The 18701-nt window shown below is 42.7% G+C and carries 15 protein-coding genes; 3 read left to right on the top strand and 12 right to left on the bottom strand.

The features are described 5' to 3' along the window. Positions 1-151: 151 nt before the first annotated feature. The 6 genes from smc to J2S23_RS03795 all read right to left on the bottom strand — a co-directional run bounded on the left by smc (position 152) and on the right by J2S23_RS03795 (position 7624). Complete coding sequence (gene smc, locus J2S23_RS03820; protein WP_307121433.1) at positions 152-3706, bottom strand: chromosome segregation protein SMC; 3555 nt, start codon at positions 3704-3706, stop codon at positions 152-154. Between the two features lie 2 nt (positions 3707-3708). Continuing rightward, positions 3709-4395: a ribonuclease III gene (gene rnc / locus J2S23_RS03815; protein WP_307121432.1), complete on the bottom strand. Its 687-nt coding sequence runs from the start codon at positions 4393-4395 to the stop codon at positions 3709-3711. A 102-nt stretch (positions 4396-4497) separates the two neighbouring features. Further along, on the bottom strand, positions 4498-5301 hold the full coding sequence (gene walJ / locus J2S23_RS03810; protein ID WP_307121431.1) for an exodeoxyribonuclease WalJ: 804 nt from the start codon (positions 5299-5301) through the stop codon (positions 4498-4500). Beyond that, positions 5288-6673, bottom strand: coding sequence for a cell wall metabolism sensor histidine kinase VicK (gene vicK / locus J2S23_RS03805; RefSeq protein ID WP_307121430.1), 1386 nt, complete (start codon positions 6671-6673; stop codon positions 5288-5290). Before vicK ends, walJ begins: the two co-directional genes overlap by 14 nt. After that, positions 6666-7370: a response regulator YycF gene (gene yycF, locus J2S23_RS03800; protein WP_307121429.1), complete on the bottom strand. Its 705-nt coding sequence runs from the start codon at positions 7368-7370 to the stop codon at positions 6666-6668. Before yycF ends, vicK begins: the two co-directional genes overlap by 8 nt. Before the next feature lie 101 nt (positions 7371-7471). Continuing rightward, positions 7472-7624, bottom strand: coding sequence for a hypothetical protein (locus J2S23_RS03795; protein ID WP_307121428.1), 153 nt, complete (start codon positions 7622-7624; stop codon positions 7472-7474). Between the two features lie 285 nt (positions 7625-7909). On the opposite strand from J2S23_RS03795, the gene J2S23_RS03790 reads away from it, so the two are divergent. Then, the gene (locus J2S23_RS03790; protein ID WP_307121427.1) at positions 7910-8080 is read left to right on the top strand and encodes a hypothetical protein; all 171 of its coding nucleotides are present in this window, start codon (positions 7910-7912) and stop codon (positions 8078-8080) included. A gap of 882 nt (positions 8081-8962) precedes the next feature. Here J2S23_RS03790 and J2S23_RS03785 read toward each other — a convergent pair. From J2S23_RS03785 to pbp2b, 5 genes are all read right to left on the bottom strand, one after another. After that, a complete protein-coding gene (locus J2S23_RS03785) occupies positions 8963-9682 on the bottom strand; it encodes a hypothetical protein (protein WP_307121426.1) in 720 nt (239 codons plus the stop codon). 15 nt (positions 9683-9697) lie between these two features. Further along, positions 9698-10468 (bottom strand): TspO-related membrane protein, encoded by a 771-nt coding sequence (locus J2S23_RS03780; protein ID WP_307121425.1) that lies wholly within the window; start codon positions 10466-10468, stop codon positions 9698-9700. A 171-nt stretch (positions 10469-10639) separates the two neighbouring features. After that, positions 10640-11683: a D-alanine--D-alanine ligase gene (locus tag J2S23_RS03775; protein WP_307121424.1), complete on the bottom strand. Its 1044-nt coding sequence runs from the start codon at positions 11681-11683 to the stop codon at positions 10640-10642. 14 nt (positions 11684-11697) lie between these two features. Next, the gene (gene recR, locus J2S23_RS03770) at positions 11698-12294 is read right to left on the bottom strand and encodes a recombination mediator RecR (RefSeq protein ID WP_307121423.1); all 597 of its coding nucleotides are present in this window, start codon (positions 12292-12294) and stop codon (positions 11698-11700) included. 9 nt (positions 12295-12303) lie between these two features. Continuing rightward, entirely contained in the window at positions 12304-14337 is a 2034-nt protein-coding gene (gene pbp2b / locus J2S23_RS03765) for a penicillin-binding protein PBP2B (RefSeq protein WP_307121436.1), read from the bottom strand. 338 nt (positions 14338-14675) lie between these two features. On the opposite strand from pbp2b, the gene J2S23_RS03760 reads away from it, so the two are divergent. After that, a complete protein-coding gene (locus J2S23_RS03760) occupies positions 14676-16133 on the top strand; it encodes an alpha-amylase (protein WP_307121422.1) in 1458 nt (485 codons plus the stop codon). A 395-nt stretch (positions 16134-16528) separates the two neighbouring features. Here the strand turns inward: J2S23_RS03760 and J2S23_RS03755 are convergent, their stop codons facing one another. Next, a complete protein-coding gene (locus tag J2S23_RS03755) occupies positions 16529-17224 on the bottom strand; it encodes a phosphoglycerate mutase (RefSeq protein WP_307121421.1) in 696 nt (231 codons plus the stop codon). Positions 17225-17520: 296 nt separating this feature from the next. Here J2S23_RS03755 and J2S23_RS03750 point away from each other — a divergent pair, with 296 nt between their 5' ends. Next, positions 17521-18696 carry an acetyl-CoA C-acetyltransferase gene (locus tag J2S23_RS03750; protein ID WP_307121420.1) on the top strand — a complete coding sequence of 392 codons (1176 nt, stop codon included), beginning with the start codon at positions 17521-17523 and terminating at the stop codon, positions 18694-18696. Positions 18697-18701: the final 5 nt, after the last annotated feature.

The raw sequence follows: 18701 nt of genomic DNA, 5'->3' as shown, positions 1-18701 counted from the left end.
AAATAACGCTCAGCGATTGTCAAGTGCTTGCCTTTTAGTGTATAATGATGTTGCATCTCAGGGAGCCTTTCTAGTGTGTTTGTGGTGAACTACATGATATCTCTCTGAGGTGTTTTTGTATACTTTTTTCTCAACTTGAAAGTGGCTAACTTCATTTTAGAACTTTCGATAGCTGTTCTTTCTCCAAGTCCTTAAGCTTGACAGAAACGATTTTGGAGACGCCAGATTCTTGCATGGTCACCCCATACATGGCATCCGCAGCAGCCATGGTTCCCTTTCTGTGGGTCACCACGATAAATTGGCTAGACTTATCAAATCGGTTGAGGTAATCCCCAAAACGCTTGACATTTGCTTCGTCTAGTGCCGCTTCCACCTCATCTAGGATGACAAACGGTATGGTTTTGACACGGATGATGGCAAATAGCAGAGCTAAAGCCGATAGAGCTTTCTCACCACCAGACATGAGATTCAAGGACTGAATCTTCTTCCCAGGGGGTTGCACAGAAATCTCAATACCTGCTGACAGCAAATCCGATTCAGTTAAAATGAGATCCGCTGAGCCTCCGCCAAACATTTGCCGGAAGGTTTGTTGAAAGGAAGCACGAATGGCCTCAAAGGTTTCCTGGAACCTTTCCTTAACTTCTTGATCCATCTCTTGAATCGTATCAAGAAGAAGGTTCTTAGCAGAAAGGAGGTCATCCCGTTGACTATTAAGAAACTGGAGACGCTCACTGACTTCTTCAAACTGAGCAATGGCATCCAGATTGATTGGTCCTAGACGACGAATTTTACCTTCAAGTTGCTTGAGCGTTTGCTCTGCCTGAGCCAGATTGTCCAGACTTTCCGCTTCTGCCTCTGCAGCTTCAAAACTGAGTTGGAACTGCTCTGTTAACTTTCCTAAAAGACTGCGTAAACGATCTGATAAATGCTCGATTTCTGCTTCTAATTTTGTTTGAGATCGGATCAGTTCTTCATTCTTACTTCTAGCCTCAGTCATTCGCATAGCCAAGTCCTCAGACTGACCATCGACATCCTCCAGCTCAAAACGATGGCGAATTTGTTCTTGCAAAAGGCTATCTTTTCGAGCCTGACTTTCAGCCAACTGGGTCGTCAGGCTAATGTTATCTTCCTGTGTCAATTGAGTCGCTTTCCGAGCAATGATGGCTTCTAAGCTTGTCATGTCGTCTGAAAGTCGCGTCATTTCCTGAACTAGGCGAGTTTCTTCAGTTTTAGCGAATTTGACTTCACCCTTGAGCTGACTTTCTTGCACACGCGCTTGGGAAAGATCATTATTTAAGTCACTGAGACGGGCTTCAATAGTATCCTTATCTCCCTTGACTTGCTCAATTTGCTTACTGATAGTCTCTTTTTGTTCAGAAAGACTCACTAACCTCTCCTTAAGGCTACCTCGATTAGCATCCAGTTCCTTTAAGTCAGATACTCCATTTTCTTGGACATGGAGGGCGATCAGATTTTCTAAATCTGAAACCTGCTTGTCCTTATTTTCTTGCTCCAAGGCACTTTTTTGTTCGGCTAGGCGGGCAGTTTCCCCTCGCTGTTTTAGTTGAGACAGGATTTCTTCTTGCGCTTGCAAGGAGGATTTGTGCTCTGCAACCTGACGCTCCAATTCTTTTAAGCTGGCCTGCAAGGTTGTTATTTCAGCTGTCAGTTGCTCCAACTCTGGTTTAATAAAACTGCTATTATTTTGACGGTTTGCACCACCGGCATAAGCACCACCTGGACGAATCTCAGAACCATCCAAGGTCACTATTCGGACCTGAAAACGAGTTTGCCGTGCAGCATGATTGGCCTGCTCTAATGTTTCAAAGATAGCTGTTAGCCCTAATAAATTCTGGAAAATGTTGGCATGCTCTCGGTCAAAACGAACCAGGTCAGCAGCCATGCCCAAAAAACCCGACTGTTGGCTAATCCTCGCTTGGTTATGGTCAGATAGATAACGAGGTTTAATTGTTGTAAGAGGCAAAAAGGTTGCTCGACCCTGGCGATTTTTCTTAAGAAAAGCAATGGCACGTGTAGCAGCTTCCTCATTAGCAACAATAATGTTTTGACTGGCGCCGCCAAGCGCGATCTCTAGGGCTGTTTGATACTTGGTTTCAAAACTCAAGTGGTCGCTGACTGCACCGACAACATCGCCTAGGCGTGATGCCTCTTTTAAAACACTGCGGACCCCTGCATAAAAGTTACTGTGATTTTTAAGAATGTGTTGAAGACTCTGTTCACGGGCCTGCTTTGTTTTCAGCTGGTCCAAGACAGAAAACATCGCCTCCTGCGCTTCCTGATAGGTCTGATTCAAGATTACTTGCTTTTGACTAGCAGTTTGATACTCTGCTAAAAGCTGTTGAACACTAGTTTTGGCTTTATCAAGAGCTGCTCGACTGTTCTTCTGTTCTTCTAAGGCTCTTTTGAGGTCATCTTGCCATTTCGCTAGCTCAGCGGCTTGAGATGCAGAAGCTTGGCGTAAATGCTCAGCCTGATTATCGAGAGCAGTTAGCTGGTTTGAAGTTTCCGCCTCTTCTTGCATGAGTAAGACAAATTTTTCACGCAAGGTTTCGATGACAGTATCGGGATCCTCTGAAAAGTTTTGAATTTCTACCGATAGGTGCTCAATATTTTCTTCGACCTCAGCTAGCTGAGCTTTAGTCGTCTCAAGGATTTGCTGTTTTGCAGCTAATTCAGCTTTCGTTGCAGCTTCTTGCTCTTTCAACCGTTCTAAGCGCTCCTGAGCTTCAGCTTTAGTGCTAGCATTCTGGTTGGCTTCCAATTCATGAAGGGCAATTTTCCCTTCCAAATCAGCGATTAAACCTGTTAAACGCACAAGGTTTGATTGGAGAGCCTCTCCTTTTCTTTGTAAGTCCTGACGTTTACGCTTTAAATCCTGGTTCTCCTGCTCCATCTGATCTTGCTGGCCATAATAGGTTTTCAACTCTGCTTGGACTTGAGCGAGGGAAGCTTCTTGCTGTGTTAATTGTGTTTTGTTGCCTTTAATTTGTGCCACTAAAACATCGAGGTACAGTTTTTGGCGTTCATCATCTAGGGTGAGAAATTGTTTGGCAGTTTCGGCTTGTTTGGTTAGGGGGCCAATTTGCCCATCCAACTCATAAATAATATCTTCTAAACGATCTAAGTTGTCCTGCGTTTGATTGAGCTTGCTTTCCGTTTCTTTTTTTCGAGTCTTATACTTGAGAACACCAGCTGCTTCTTCAAAGATAGCCCGCCTCTCTTCGGGCTTGGAGTTAAAGATAGCTTCAACACGCCCCTGAGAAATGATCGAAAAGGAATCGCGTCCTAGACCAGTATCCATGAAAAGATCATGAACATCTCGAAGCCTGACTTTTTTCCCATCAATCAGATATTCACTATCTCCATTGCGGTAGATTTGACGTTCCACCTTAATCTCAGAACCACGATCTTTAATGAATTGGTCCTTATTGTCAAGGACAACGGTGACCGAGGCAAAGTTTAAGGGTTTACGATTTTCCGTCCCTGCAAAAATAACATCAGGCATTTTGCCTCCACGGAGGCTTTTGGCAGAGGATTCTCCCAACGCCCAACGCAGACTTTCAGTGATATTGGATTTGCCAGAACCGTTTGGTCCTACAACTGCTGTCACCCCCTGATCAAAAACGACCTTGGTCTTATCCGCAAAGGATTTAAAGCCCTGCATATGAATTTCTTTTAAAAACATGTCTATTTCCCCTGCTCAACCGCATGCTGCGCAGCCTGTTGTTCCGCGATTTTTTTAGAGCGACCTTGGCCCTGACCGATGACTCTGCCATTGACCCGAACTTCAACTTGAAAGACCTTATCATGCGCCGGTCCTGTTTCGTCAACCACCACATACTCGATATCTATTTCTCCGTTGACTTGCAGCATCTCCTGCAGTCGAGTCTTGTAGTCTTCAACTTTTGCAAACGTTCCTTGTTCCAACTGTGGAATCATAACTTTGTAAAGGAAGGCTTCGACAGTCTCAATGCCTTTATCCAGTAATAGTGCCCCCAAGAAGGCTTCAAAAGCATCTCCTAAAATGGTATCCCGATCACGCCCTCCAGATTTCTCTTCCCCCTTTCCTAACTTTAGAAATGGGGCAAATCCACAAGCACGCGAAAAGCCCGCTAGACTCTCTTCACGAACGAATGTCGAGCGAAGTTTTGACATATCGCCTTCAGGCCTATCGGGGTATTTTTGGTAGAGGTATTGGGAAATAATTAACTGTAGAACAGCGTCTCCTAAAAATTCCAAGCGTTCATTATGTGAAATTTTTAAGAGGCGGTGCTCGTTAGCATAAGATGTATGAGTAAAAGCAGTTTCTAAAAGAGATAAATCATCAAAACAGATTCCATAATCTGCCGTGAGTTTGCTGTTCAGTGTTTTCATGTTTCTTCCTTTAAGTCGTTATTAATACAGTACTCATCCATTATACCACAAAGAAGGAGATCAGACAGGTACAATTCTTACCTATCTGCTCCCCCTCCTGGTTTAAATGTCTGTTAGTGATGTCGCTTCATCAGGTGAGGTGTCAAAAAGTTGAAAATCAGTCCCGACTCGCATGTCGGCCTGGGCCAACTGATTAAACACCGTCATATGAGCCAGCTCCTTGATGTTGTTTTCCTTGGACAGGTGACCGAGGTAGATTTTCTTGGTTTGGTTCCCCAAACTTCGAATCATAGCCTGCGCCCCATCCTCATTACAGAGGTGGCCGATATCGGATAAAATCCGTTGCTTGGTTCGCCATGGGTAGCTTCCTGCCCTCAAAATCTCAATATCATGATTGGCCTCTATCAAGTAACCGTCAGCATTTTCAATCATACCAACCATCCGGTCACTGACATAACCCGTATCAGTTAACATGACAAAGCTTTTGCCATCTTTCATAAAGCGATAGAATTGTGGCGCAACTGCGTCATGACTCACACCAAAAGAAGCAATATCTAAGTCCCCAAAGGTCTTCAACTCATCCCGCTTAAAGATGTGCTTCTGCTCATTGGGCACTGCTCCGATTAATTGCCGTTCATCTATGGCCTTCCAGGTTTCCTCATTGGCATAGAGGTCAAGGCCATGCTTACGGGCCAAGATACCAACCCCTTTGATATGGTCGCTGTGCTCATGTGTGATAAAAATAGCATCCAAATCAGCTGCTGTTCGGTCAATATCATTTAGCAATTGCTCTACTTTTTTTCCTGTTAGTCCAGCATCTACTAATATTTTTTTTTGGTCTGACTCTAGGTAAAATGCATTTCCTGTCGACCCAGACGCTAAAATACTATACTTAAACCCTTTCATTCAACGTTTCCATCATTTCTACTTTGTCTAAAACTTCCGTATCCTCCCAATCACCTGAGATTGATTTGTCGTAAGGCAAGACCATGGTGAAAGTTGAGCCCTTCCCATAATCACTCTTAGCCCAAATAAAGCCTTGATGAGCCTTGATGATTTCTTTAGATATCGCTAAGCCCAGTCCTGTACCCCCTTGCGCCCGACTCCGTGCCTTATCTACCCTGTAAAAGCGGTCAAAAATCTTAGGCAGATCCGTTTTTGGAATCCCAAGACCCTCATCGGCCACAGAGATAATCAATTGACGCTCTGTAGTCTTCATAGCGATGGTAATGTTACCCCCATCAGGAGAATACTTAATAGCGTTATTGACAATATTATCGATAACCTGTGAAATCTTATCAGTATCAATCTCGATCCAAATGGGTTTTAGTGGGTACTCTCTAATAATCGTATAATTTTTCTTATCTTCTTGGTTCTTAATTTGGTCAAAACGATTCAGTATAAAGGTCATAAAAGCTGTGAAATTAACCAATTCCAATTCCAGTTGAATATTTTTATTGTCAAATCGTGACAGGTTCAGAAGGTCTGTCACCATCCGCATCATGCGGTTGGTTTCATCCAGAGAGACCTTGACAAAGCTCGGTGCAACAGCATCGTTTAAGGCCCCATCGTTTAAGGCTTCCAGATACGATTTGACTGAGGTCAATGGTGTTCTTAACTCATGGCTGACATTGGAGACAAACAATCGCCGTTCACGTTCTTCCTTAATTTGCTCGGTCATGTCATGAAGGACAACAACAAGTCCAGCCGTAAAACCAGATTCCCTCCGAATCGGCGCTAAACTTGCCCGCAGAGTTATAAATTCCCCGTTTTGACTCATGTGATCGATAAACAGTTCTGGTGTTTTTTTAATCAAATCATTGAAACTATATTCCTCAGGAAATTCCAAAACATCCATAAGGAGAACATCCCCCGTAGCTGTCTGGTCTAATAGCCCCAACTGCCTTTTAGCAGACTCATTGATCAGAATAATTCTACCCATCCGATCTGTCGCGACAACCCCGTCACTCATGTAGGTCAAAATGGAGGAGAGACGGTTTTTTTCTTGCTCAAGGGAATCCTGAGTCAGACGAATAACCTCAGACAAATCGTTGAGGTTATTGGTCATATCTGTAATTTCTGGGCTCCCTAAAACATCGAGCACCTCGGAATAGTCTCCATGAATAAGCTCCTGCACCTTTTGATTTAAGAGCTTAATTTGCTTGTTATCCTTATAGTTTTCGACAAGGAGAAAGCTGATAATGGCCACAAAGCCGATCACGATGACGGTAAAGATGAAGCCCTGAGAAAAGATAAAAAGTTTTAATTGTTCAATCATTGGTTTTAATGTAATACCCAACGCCTCGGCGTGTCAAGATATACTCAGGACGACTTGGTACATCCTCGATTTTTTCTCTTAAACGACGCACAGTCACATCAACCGTTCGCACATCTCCAAAATAATCATATCCCCAGACTGTTTCTAAAAGGTGTTCACGAGTCATTACCTGTCCCATATGAGTTGCCAAGTGATGGACCAGTTCAAATTCACGGTGTGTTAATTCCAAATCTTTTCCATTTTTCCGCACTAAAAAGGCATCTGGTAAGATTTGTAAATCGCCAACAATAATTTCTGTAATCTGTTTGCCATCAGCTTCTGGTGCTTGTTCTGACAATTCGCTACGACGTAAGAGTGCCTTAACCCGCGCTTGCAGTTCTCTATTTGAAAATGGTTTGGTTACATAATCGTCTGCCCCGATTTCAAGACCGATTACCTTGTCAAATTCACTGTCTTTTGCTGATAAGACAATGATAGGAACATTGCTTGTTTTACGAATGGTTTTGGCGACTTCAAGCCCATCTAACTCCGGAAGCATCAAATCCAAAATTAAAATATCAGGTTGTTCCAGATTAAACTGCTCCAGAGCCTCACGACCATCAAAGGCTGTGACCACCTCATAGCCTTCACGTGTCATGTTAAATTTAATAATATCTGAGATTGGTTTCTCATCATCAACTACTAAGATTTTTTTCATAAAAGATTTCCTCAGTCCATAGTCATTCTATCTACCCATTATACCAAATTTTTAGCTAAATAGCTGATTTCTGCCCCTTGTTACTATCCTTTAACATTCCGTTAATCTTCGTCAAGAGTTGCTAATAAAATGTCATAAGCCGTTAAACCTTCAGGAGCTTGGCGAACGACGTCCAAAGTGTCATCATTAAAACTCATAGAAGCTGACGTTTGACCATCCAGTTGGCCTGATACAAGTTCTTCAATCGTGACCATGATCATCCTCACTTTCTTCCCTCTAATAATAGCAGAAAAGCCCTAATATTCACAAAATAAAGACTTTGCTAAATCGCACATAAACACTTGAAAGCGCTACCACAAAACGTTATAATAGGCCTGTAAGAGATTATTTCCTATCCTTGAAACCAATGCAAAAAACAAATGAGATTGGTTGATGTCTTGCTGAAAGACCTTATCAGGAAGTTGCAATCTAAATCATTTCTCTTTCGTTTTAGCATTCAAGGACGTTTTCGCACTCATGCCTTCTGAAAGGAGTTCTGCATGCACAAACAGTTGCTTCAAGATAAACGATGGTTTGCCATCTCAGGATTTATTGCTTTTCTCTTGTTAAGCATCATCCCCTTGATTTTTGTTCAGCCAGGAATAGTCATTATCGGTCTACTCTTTATTAGCTCCTTATTTGGCTTAGGCGCCTATGTGAACGACCAATAACCCTTAAGTTAGCTCAACAAGCGGTCCGTGATGCCCTTTAAAACTCAATTGAAACGATCTAGAAATAGAGAAGGTTAGGATAAAAAAGTCCTAGCCTTCTTTTAGTTATTCATTCAATTGACTTCAAAAAGAGGCTGGGACAAAAGTCCTAGCCTCAGATTGAAGACAAAGTCTCTTTTGAAACTTTCCTTAGGTTTCTCGCTTTCTAGTTTTCGGGCTCCAACTTAAAACGATCCACTGGATCGTTTTAACAGACGGTAGCGACTCCCTTCGGACGTCTGACTCAAGCTATCGCTTGGTCTATTTCCAACCTTTAACAGTCTCCCAGACTGTTAAAGCAAACCTAAGTTTTGAGCCTTCTTCGCTTTTTCATTTCCAAGCTCAGACCTGAAATAGTCCACTGGACTCTTTCACCCCAAAACTTCCGAGTGCCTGAAACGCAATAGCTTCAGGCACTTTTATCACAGCGGAAAGTTTCGATAATTGCTAATTGCTCGCTTAGCTCGCAAAAAATCAACTCTTTAAATCCTTGAAAGAACTTCGTAATGTCCTGTTGACAGAAAACTAGGGTTTGTCTACGTCCTCAGGCTGGGACAAAAGTCCTAGCCTCCTAATAATTTATTATTAGTTAAACATGACGCAGTGGTTGGGAGTAACACTCACTGGTTATTCCAGTTTTAGTGTTACCCCTGCATAGGTCATTAGGTGCTTTAGCACCAATGAGCCACTGCTGAGTGGCCTATAATGCGCTGATTTTATCAGCTTTTACAGCCCTACTCAACTGTGCGGGGGGTAGGACGACAAAATCGAACCTATTCGGTTACTGATTTTTGTCCCACTCCCTTTCTTACACTTAAAGAAATGATTTTGAGGTTGATCTGCCTACTGTTGGTTCATCATTCTTAGGCTAATCTCAAAATTCATCATGTCCCCTTCATTAATTTGGCGCAGAGTTTCATCTAGTTCTTCATCAAAACGCTGTAAAGCTTGCTGACTTTTGACCAAGCGCTCCTCAGCCTGATAGTAGGCTTTAGGGTCTGCTTTGATTTTCAAATACCCTTCTAAGATGTCTTGATACCTGGCCATATTAGCCTCATGAACCGCTAAAAGTTCCTGCTGATTGGGCAAGTTCTTTTCAAGCATTTTTTGCCGTATCTGGGCATCATCTTGTTGAATATTTGATAAAATTGGCCAAATTTCAGGAACCTGCTTTTTTAACTGGACAGCTGTCAGACCTTGAGCCTGGCCAGTGCTGGTTGATAATTGTGGGCGCTCAACGACGCCTTGGGTGGGTAACAGCGCTTGAGATTCTTCCACTAAGTCCCAGGCTGACTGACTTAAATCAAGAGGCAAGCGCTGGTCATTGCTTTTTAGCAGTTTCGACAACTCTGCCATATCCGCAGCAACTTGTTGTTGCAAGCGCTGGTAATCTGTCGGAAATTTTGCTGCAGTCGTCATGCTTAATTGCCTTGTATTAGAAGAGAGTCGTGTTGTTAAGAAGCTCAACCGTGCCTCTAAACGTTTTCGGCTTGATTGTTTTAGAAAGGGAACCGATAACAGGCCTACAGCGAGAACAGCACCAATGACAAGTATATATTCCATGCCCTACTCCTTGGATTAATAGGTTCTTCGTGTGCGACTGGCAAAGGCCTTAAGAAAGAAGAAGATCAAAAGGCCAATACATAGCCAGGATAGCACAAGAATGACTGAACTAGCCCCAGTATATAAACTAGATGGTGCATTCTTACTGGCAATCCCTGCAAAAGCCCAAATCAAAGCTAACAATGTCAGTGGATTTTGCGTCTGTCCTTGCACAAGGTAAGCAAGGCCGACTATAGCTATCGCCATCACAATGGCAAGAGTCACGCCGATAAAGCCCTGTCCTGGAACACCCAGTTTAACCAGAAAGGCCATTGCATTGGCAAACCAAGCTGCAATTAACCATCCTGCATGCAAGCCATGAGTTAGCCTCATTAGCCACAGAGCTGGAGAATTGGTAAAGGCATTGATTTTGGTATTGATCAAGACCAAAACAACCAGATAAAAACTAATGACCAAAAGGGATAAAAACAGCCAATTGTTGCTCCAACAAATGATCCAAGCTATATTGGCCAAAATCCACATTACATTGTAGGGTGCAATCGCCTGTTGAATATCTTTTAAGGGGTGTTTTCTCTTAATAAAAGGATAGGCTAAACTGACAGCAAATAAGAGATAAATCACTCCCCAGATTGAAAAGGTAAAGTAATCTGGGGCCAGGACATTGTTATAGCGATCAGAAATTTGTGCCTGCGTGTAAGGCAATAGCTTTCCTTGCGAGCTTAAGGCATTCAGTAAAATGGATAGGAGAAACAAGCCGATACTAGCATAGTGACTTTTCTTAATCATAACAACCTCCTTATGGTCTTAGGGAAATAGGTAAACAATAATCAATTAGCATAGTCAGAGAGGAAAATGGAGCCAAAGAGAGTTATTTTACAAGCATCTGTGGATTTAAAGGTTTGCGATTGATCCTTTCTCTATTTCGAGTAATCAATCTGACCCTTGAAGTCTTTTAGCCTACAAATGACTCTCACGTTCTGCAAAAACTTCCTTAGCTAGGCGAACTAACTCCGAAATGAGAGCAGGATAGGCTATGCCCATATTATCCCACAAGAGAGGGTACATGGACCACTGAGTGAAACCTGGCATAGTATTTAGCTCATTTAAGAAGATTTGCCCATCTTCAGTATAGAAGAAATCGCAGCGTGATAGACCCGTCCCCCCGATAGCAGCAAAGGCTTGAGCAGCATAGGTTCTCATTTTTTGAGCCACTTCTTGGTCAACTTGAGCTGGGATGGCCATGGTAATCTTATTGTCGATATACTTAGCATCATAATCGTAAAAGGCAACGTCCTTCACAACCTCACCGGGTTCTGTCGTTCCTATGTCATGATTGCCTAAGAGACCAACCTCGATTTCACGGGCAGTGACACCTTGTTCGACCAAGACGCGACTATCATAGCGAAAAGCCAAATCAAGCGCAGCGTCTAATGCATCTGCAGTCTCAACCTTAGAAATACCGACACTTGATCCCATGTTTGACGGTTTCACAAAAACGGGATAAGTCAGACGATCATTTATTTCAGCGATTTTAGTTTCACGATCATGGCTAGCGGACAGGGCAACGTAAGCTACTTGCGGAATGCCTAATGTGCCAAGGACCTGTTTGGTCGCAATCTTGTCCATGGCCAGACTGGACGCCAAGACAGTTGTCCCAACATACGGAAGTTTTAAAACCTCTAAAAAGCCTTGCATAGAACCGTCTTCACCCATAGGACCATGAAGCAAAGGGAAGACAACTGCTCCTTCTTCATAGATAGCAGACGCAGGTATCTTCTTCTCCCAATCAATGGTCGTATTGGTCATCAAGTGTTCTTCTTCTGCTGGCGTCGTTTCAAAAACTTGAGTTTTAATAAATTCGCCCGATTGGGTAATGAAGTAGGTCTTCACTGTAAATTGGGCATAATCTACCGCGCGCGCTACACTTTCTGCCGATAAAACCGATACTTCTCGCTCAGCAGAGCGACCACCATAAAGTAAAATTAATGTTTCCTTAGACATAGTCGTTTCCTTTTTTATAATTCTGTTCGATTCTGAATAGCTCTTAAGAGCGTTAATTCATCTGCATATTCAATATCAGCCCCAACCGCTAGCCCACGCGCCAGTCGTGTGACCTTGATGCCAGCAGGTTTTAGCACACGAGAGATGTACATGGCTGTTGCTTCTCCGTCAGCTGTGGCATTAGTCGCGATAATGACCTCAGTCACATCACTCTCCATTAACCGACTGATCAAGCTTTTGAGGTTGATGTCATCAGGTCCAATCCCATTCATGGGTGAAATCAGCCCTTGCAAGACATGGTAGAGACCGTGATATTCTTGGATATTTTCCATGGCTGACACATCCCGACTATCTTCCACAATTAAAATCGTTGTGCGATCTCGAGACTCGTCTGCACAGATAGCACAAGGATCCTCATCGGTCAGATTACCACACTGACTACAGTAGGTTAATTCTCGCTTAGCTGATAAGAGGTTCTTAGCAAAATCATTGACATCTTCATCTGACATCCCAATCGTGTAAAAGGCTAAACGCGTCGCTGTTTTGATGCCAATACCTGGCAACTTGGAATACGAATCAATCAATTTTGCAATTGGAGTTGGATATAGCATAAAATTCCTTTAATTCATAGGGTATAGTTGGTGATACAGGTTAATAATATCACGCATGATATAATGGCTCGTTTTTGAGTTCAAATCCGTGACATGTGGCAGAACAACAGCCACAGCAATCTGAGGCTTATCGCTAGGCGCATAGCCCACAACATTGGTATTGATGGCCTCTTGCTGTTTTCCGTCCTTATCAGTGACAAAGGTTTCAGCTGTTCCTGTCTTGGCAGAAATAGTAACAGTAGCCCCCTGTCCGATCGACTTACCGGTTGAATAGCTCGATGGGTTATTCACCACTTGGAAGAAGCCGTCCTGTATCAAGGCCATATTCTCTGGTGAGATGCCAACCGTGTTGAGGACTTGAGGCTGTATAGCTTGAACCAACTCGCCTATCTCTTTTTGCGAATCATTTGCATAGATTCCTTCGACCAGATGGGGGGCAATGCGCTGGCCACCGTTAGCTATCGTTGCCACATACTGAGCCATTTGCATTGGGGTATAGTTATCAAACTGCCCAAAACTGTTGGTTAAGTAGTGGCCAAGATCATAGTCCTGAGGGATAAAGCCAGCCGATTCAATCGGCAAATCGATTCCCGTCTCAGCCCCAAGACCATACTGAGCAAAACCATCTCTAAGCTGTGACATGCCCTGAGCGAGTTGCCCTGTAGCCACTGTCATATTAGGCTGATAGTCTTGTCCTATCATTTTGAGAGCCACTTGCACCATGTAGGTGTTTGAAGAGTATTGCAAAGCTTGGACAGCACTAACCTCTTGAGTACCCAGGGAAGTAAACCAAGACATAATCGGAGCTGACTCGGCAAAAACAATCGGTTGGTCCGTTAAGACCTGATTTCCTGCTATTGCGCCCGTCTCCCAACCTGCAGTGAGAGTTGCTCCTTTGACGATTGACCCGGGAACAAAAACGTTGGTAACCGTCCCGAGCGCATTTTCTTCTAACTCTTTACTCTCAGCTTCGTGGTTATATCCCGACATAGCAAGAACAGCACCAGTCTCTGGATTCAAGGCAACTGCATATAACCCTTCCGAATAGGTCGTTGTTCCTTTTTCAAGTTCTTCTTTAAAATAGCGTTGCAGGATATCATTAACACCATTTTGAAAGGCAAGGTCAACGGTTAATTTTAAGTTTTGACCTTTTTGACTCTCTGAAATCACCTGAACAGATTCCACATTACCATCTTTATCAAGATGAAGGTCTTTGACTTCTCGTTGGCCTTGAAGGTAAGGTTCATATTGTTTTTCAAGGTAAGAGGTTCCCACACGGTCATTTAAGGCATACCCTTTGGCCAAATAGTCCTGAGCATCTTCTTCGGGTAACCCGGACTTTTGGGAGGAGACACGGCCTATGATGGTTGCTAGAGAGGTTGGTAAGACTTCTCGCTTCCACGCCGTTTGGACAGACAAGCCCTCGTCTTTCCATTTTTGATTTTCAGCTAGTTTGGCGACCTGGTTTTCTGTCAACGGGTCTGTCAAGAGCTGAACGGTTTCAAAATAACCCAATGAGGCCATTTGAGAATAGAGGGCAACAGCTTTTTCTTCAATTGCTGAAAAATTCAAATCATCTTGGTCTAAACTAGCTATGGCATTGGCATAAATCGTGGCTTCAGGCAAATAATTTCCTGTACCATCAAACCGTTCCTCTCTAGGCAAGTCAGAAACAACTTGGCGATAGACGTCTGAATCAGCAAGCACGAAATCCCTTTTATCCCGATCGCTAATCATCATGTCTGTCATATCAACCATTGCTGCTAAATCTAGAGCAAGAGCCCTCATGTCGTCGCTCGATCCTTTGTTCGGTCTCGTAAAGAAGAGCGCCTGAAAAGCCTTGTTAGTGACAAGAGGCTCACCTTTTGCATCATATATTTGACCGCGAACTCCTGGGCTGGTAATTGTTTTTTGACTAGCTTTGGCTAATTTTGTCTGGTAAAATGGTTGATCAACCAGTTGCATATAGGCTAATCTAGCAATCAACCCCAAGAAAAGGACAACAACGGCTGCAAATATGAGGTATAAGCGACCTGTTGTCACCTCTTGATAGCCATGTTTTCGTGTTTTCTTCCAAAATTTAGCGCTTCTTTTTGAAGACAATGGGTGCTCTCATTTCTCTTAAAATCTTTTCCCTATTTTATCATAATTTTAAGAAAAAAGGCAGACTAAAAAGTAAGCATTAGATGATTGGATAGCTCGTTCTGATAGGCTATACCTTTGACTCAAACATTTCTAAGAAAGACTCCACGAAAACTTTTCAGTTTTTCTATTTTAAACAGGGGATTATAAAGGATTTTGCTATTTCAAAAGAGGTTTATTTAGCCAAAATATTTAAAATATTGCTATAATAGATACTATTAATTGAATGAGGTATTCCTATGAGAAATCAAACCATTATGCAATACTTTGAATGGTATCTGCCAAGCGACCAAAACCATTGGAAGCATTTGAAGGAAGATAGCCAGCACTTAGCCGATATTGGTATTACCAAAGTTTGGATGCCACCTGCCTTTAAGGGAACAGGTAAAGATGACGTGGGTTATGGTGTTTATGACCTTTTTGACTTAGGAGAATTTGACCAAAAAGGAACTATTGCTACCAAATACGGGACAAAAGATGAGTATCTAGACGCGATAAAAGCCCTTAAAAACGTTGGTATTTTTCCGATTGCTGATGTCGTCCTCAATCACAAGGCTAATGGAGATGGTCTAGAGACGTTTAAAGTCTTACGCATGGATCCGAATGACCGTCAAACACCCATTTCAGAGCCGTTTGAAATTGAAGCTTGGACGCACTTTAAATTCCCAGGACGAGGCAACACCTATAGTGATTTCAAGTGGCATTGGTACCATTTTTCGGGGACTGATTTTGATGCTAAGAACCAGGAATCTGGTGTTTATATGATTCTAGGGGATAATAAGGGTTGGGCAGATAATGAGACTGTTGATAGTGAAAATGGCAATTATGACTACCTCATGTTCACAGATATCGACTATGGGCATCCAGATGTTTTAGCCCACACGCACGATTGGATGGATTGGTTTGTTAAAACCACGGGTGTAGCAGGATTCCGACTGGATGCCATTAAACATATCGATCAAAACGTCATGAAGGATTTGATGCAACATGCTAAGGAGCACTATGGAGAGTCTTTCTATGTTTTTGGGGAGTATTGGAACAGTGACTTTGACGCCAAAGATAGCTACCTTAATGAAACCGAATTTACCTTTGATTTGGTCGATGTTGCTCTGCACATGAATTTCTACCAAGCTGGATTAGCTGGTGGCTATTATGATTTAAGAAACTTATTCCAGGGAACATTAATCGAGCATATTCCAACGTCTGCAGTTACCTTTGTGGAAAACCACGATACGCAACGTGGTCAAGCCTTAGAATCAGCTATTGAAGATTGGTTTAAACCGATTGCTTATGGTGTTATTCTTTTACGGGAACAAGGGCTTCCTTGTGTCTTCTACGGTGACTATTATGGCATTGAGGGGGAATTTGGTCAGCCAAGTTTCCAAAACATCATTGATAAATTCCTTTATATCCGTCAGAACCATGCCTATGGAGAGCAGATAGACTATTTGGATGACGCCAATTGTATTGGCTGGACTCGCTTAGGTAACGACGAACACCCAGATGGTGTTGCCGTTATTATCAGTAATGGTGACATCAATGAAAAACGCATGCATGTCGGTACCTTAAACGCAGGGAAAGTATTTGTCGACTACACCGGGAACCATGACTTCGAAGTGGTGATTGATGACGAAGGTTGGGGAATGTTCCCTGTTAATGGTGGATCAATCTCAGCCTGGGTCAATAAAGATTGTTAACAGCCCTAATGGACCAGTAAACATGTGAATCACTTTCGTGGGGAAGGTACTGAAAACCAGTTCAAAAAGCACAAAAAAACTCGGAGAATTCCGAGTTTCAGATGGAAGACAAAGTTTTTTTTGAAACTTTCCTTAGGTGATAACGGACGGTAGCGACTCCCTTCGGAATTCCAAACCTAAGTTTTGAGCCTAAGGTCTCAAAACTTCCGAGAGCCTGAAACTATTACGTTTCAGGCTCTTTTATCACTTCAGAAAGTTTCCGTTTTTGCTTGCCTCTCTCACTAAAAAACATTATTTTAAATCATTAGCCAAACTTTTGAAAATCAATAATACAGAAAACGGTGTTTGTCTACGCTCTCAAACTCGGAGAATTCCGAGTTTTTTATCGTGCACTATTATTCACCACCGAGGTAGTATTCTGCAGTTACTTTCAAGTTTTCATCAAATTCAAAAACAAGTGGTGGGAAGTTTGGAATTTCAACATCCATGATTTCATCATCAGACAAGCCTTTGATGTGTTTAACAAGAGCACGGATAGAGTTACCATGAGCACCAATAAAGACATTTTTACCCTCTTTAAGGGCTGGAGCAATCTTATCTTCCCAATATGGAAGGGCACGCTCAAGCGTTACTTTCAGGTTTTCTGCATCTGGAACAACTGAGTCATCAAGCAAAGCATAACGACGGTCAGTGTGAGCTGAATGCTCATCGTCTTTTGCCATTTCTGGAGGCAAGACATCGTATGAACGACGCCAGATGTGTACCTGCTCATCACCGAATTGCTCAGCTGCTTCAGCCTTGTTTTTACCAGTTAAGCCACCGTAATGACGTTCGTTCAAACGCCAAGATTTTTCAGTTGGTACCCAAAGTTGATCAGCTGCTTCAAGCGCCAAGTTAGTTGTTTTGATCGCACGTTTCAAAACTGAAGTGAACGCTACGTCAAATTCGATTCCAGCTTCTTTAATTAATTTACCAGCATCAATCGCTTGTTGTGTTCCTTTTTCAGACAAATCCACATCTGCCCAACCAGTGAAGAGATTTGCTTTGTTCCATTCTGACTCACCGTGGCGAGCAAAAACTAATTTTACCATGTTTAAGGGTTCTCCTTTTTACTTTTGTGAAAACTATGTTTACCCTTCTATTTTACAAGAAAATGTCTCAAAAAGCTATTATTTTTCAAAAAAACTTTCAACTAGTCCTTGAGTCTGATTTTTTATTGACCAATTCTTTCGCTTAAATATTTACTGGAAAAATGGTATAATCAACTAACTAGATCATCCGTAACCAGTTGATGGGATTCACCGATAACCTTATTAGATAGGGTATAAAAGATTGGTGATGTCTCTCCTGTCAATTGGTTTCTTTATGAAAGGTTTTAATCTAACGAATGAAAAAAGTAGCCATTGTAGCAGCCAAACGATCCGCTATCGGAAGTTTTGGTGGTAGCCTGCAAAACATCACTATTGCCGATTTAGGATCCCAGGTGCTAACCCAGACCCTTCATCAGGCTAAAATTCCAAAAGAATCAATCGATGAGGTGATTCTAGGCAATGTTCTTTCGGCTGGACACGGGCAAAATATCGCTCGCCAAATTGCAATCAGGTCAGGTCTTCCTGAGGCCAGCACGGCTTATACCGTTAACAAAGTCTGTGGCTCAGGTCTCAAAAGCATTCAATTAGCGGCCCAATCGATCATGGTTGGAGATAACGATTTAGTCGTCGCTGGTGGTGTTGAGCTCATGAGCCAAGCCCCCTACCTTGATAAGACAAGCCGGTTCGGCGCAAAGCTTGGCCACCAAACCCTTGAAGATAGTATCGTTAAAGATGGTCTCACAGACGCTTTTGAAGACATACATATGGGAATAACAGCCGAAACGATTGCTGAAAGGTTCCAGTTTACCCGTGAACAATTAGATCGTCTGGCTTTTGAGAGCCAAGAAAAAGCCCTCAATGCCTTAGAAACCAATCGCTTTGCCGATGAGATTGTCCCTATCCAAGTCCAAAAGAGACGGGAAAAAGTAGTCTTTGACCAGGATGAACATCCTCGTCAAACCAGTCTTGACCAATTAGCTCAACTACGTCCTTCCTTTAAAAAAGACGGCCTTTTAACAGCTGGGAATAGTTCGGGTATTAATGATGGGATGGCCATTGTGGTCCTTGCTAGTCAAGAAAGCGTGGAACGTTATGGGCTAACTCCGCTAGCCTATATCGAAGGGTGGGCTAGTGTCGGATTGGATCCATCTGTTATGGGACTAGGTCCAATCCCTGCCACTCAAAAGCTCTTAAAAAAATTGGAACGTAAAATCGAAGACTTTGACTTATTCGAATTTAACGAAGCCTTTGCTTCACAAGCATTAGCTGTCCAACAAGAATTAGGCGTTTCGCCTGATAAAGTTAATGTAAATGGTGGCGCAATCGCCCTCGGACACCCGATTGGAGCAAGCGGTGCTAGGATATTAGTCTCGCTTATCCATGAACTCCAAAAACAAAATGGTCATCTTGGCTTGGCCAGTCTATGTATCGGAGGTGGACAAGGTATCAGTATGGCTGTCTCACTTCCCTAAAAATG

It is taken from the genome of Streptococcus moroccensis (genome assembly GCF_030812835.1).
Lineage (GTDB): Bacteria > Bacillota > Bacilli > Lactobacillales > Streptococcaceae > Streptococcus > Streptococcus moroccensis.
The sequence above is the reverse complement of the archived record's forward strand: the minus strand, read 5'-3'. Positions and strand labels throughout refer to the sequence as shown.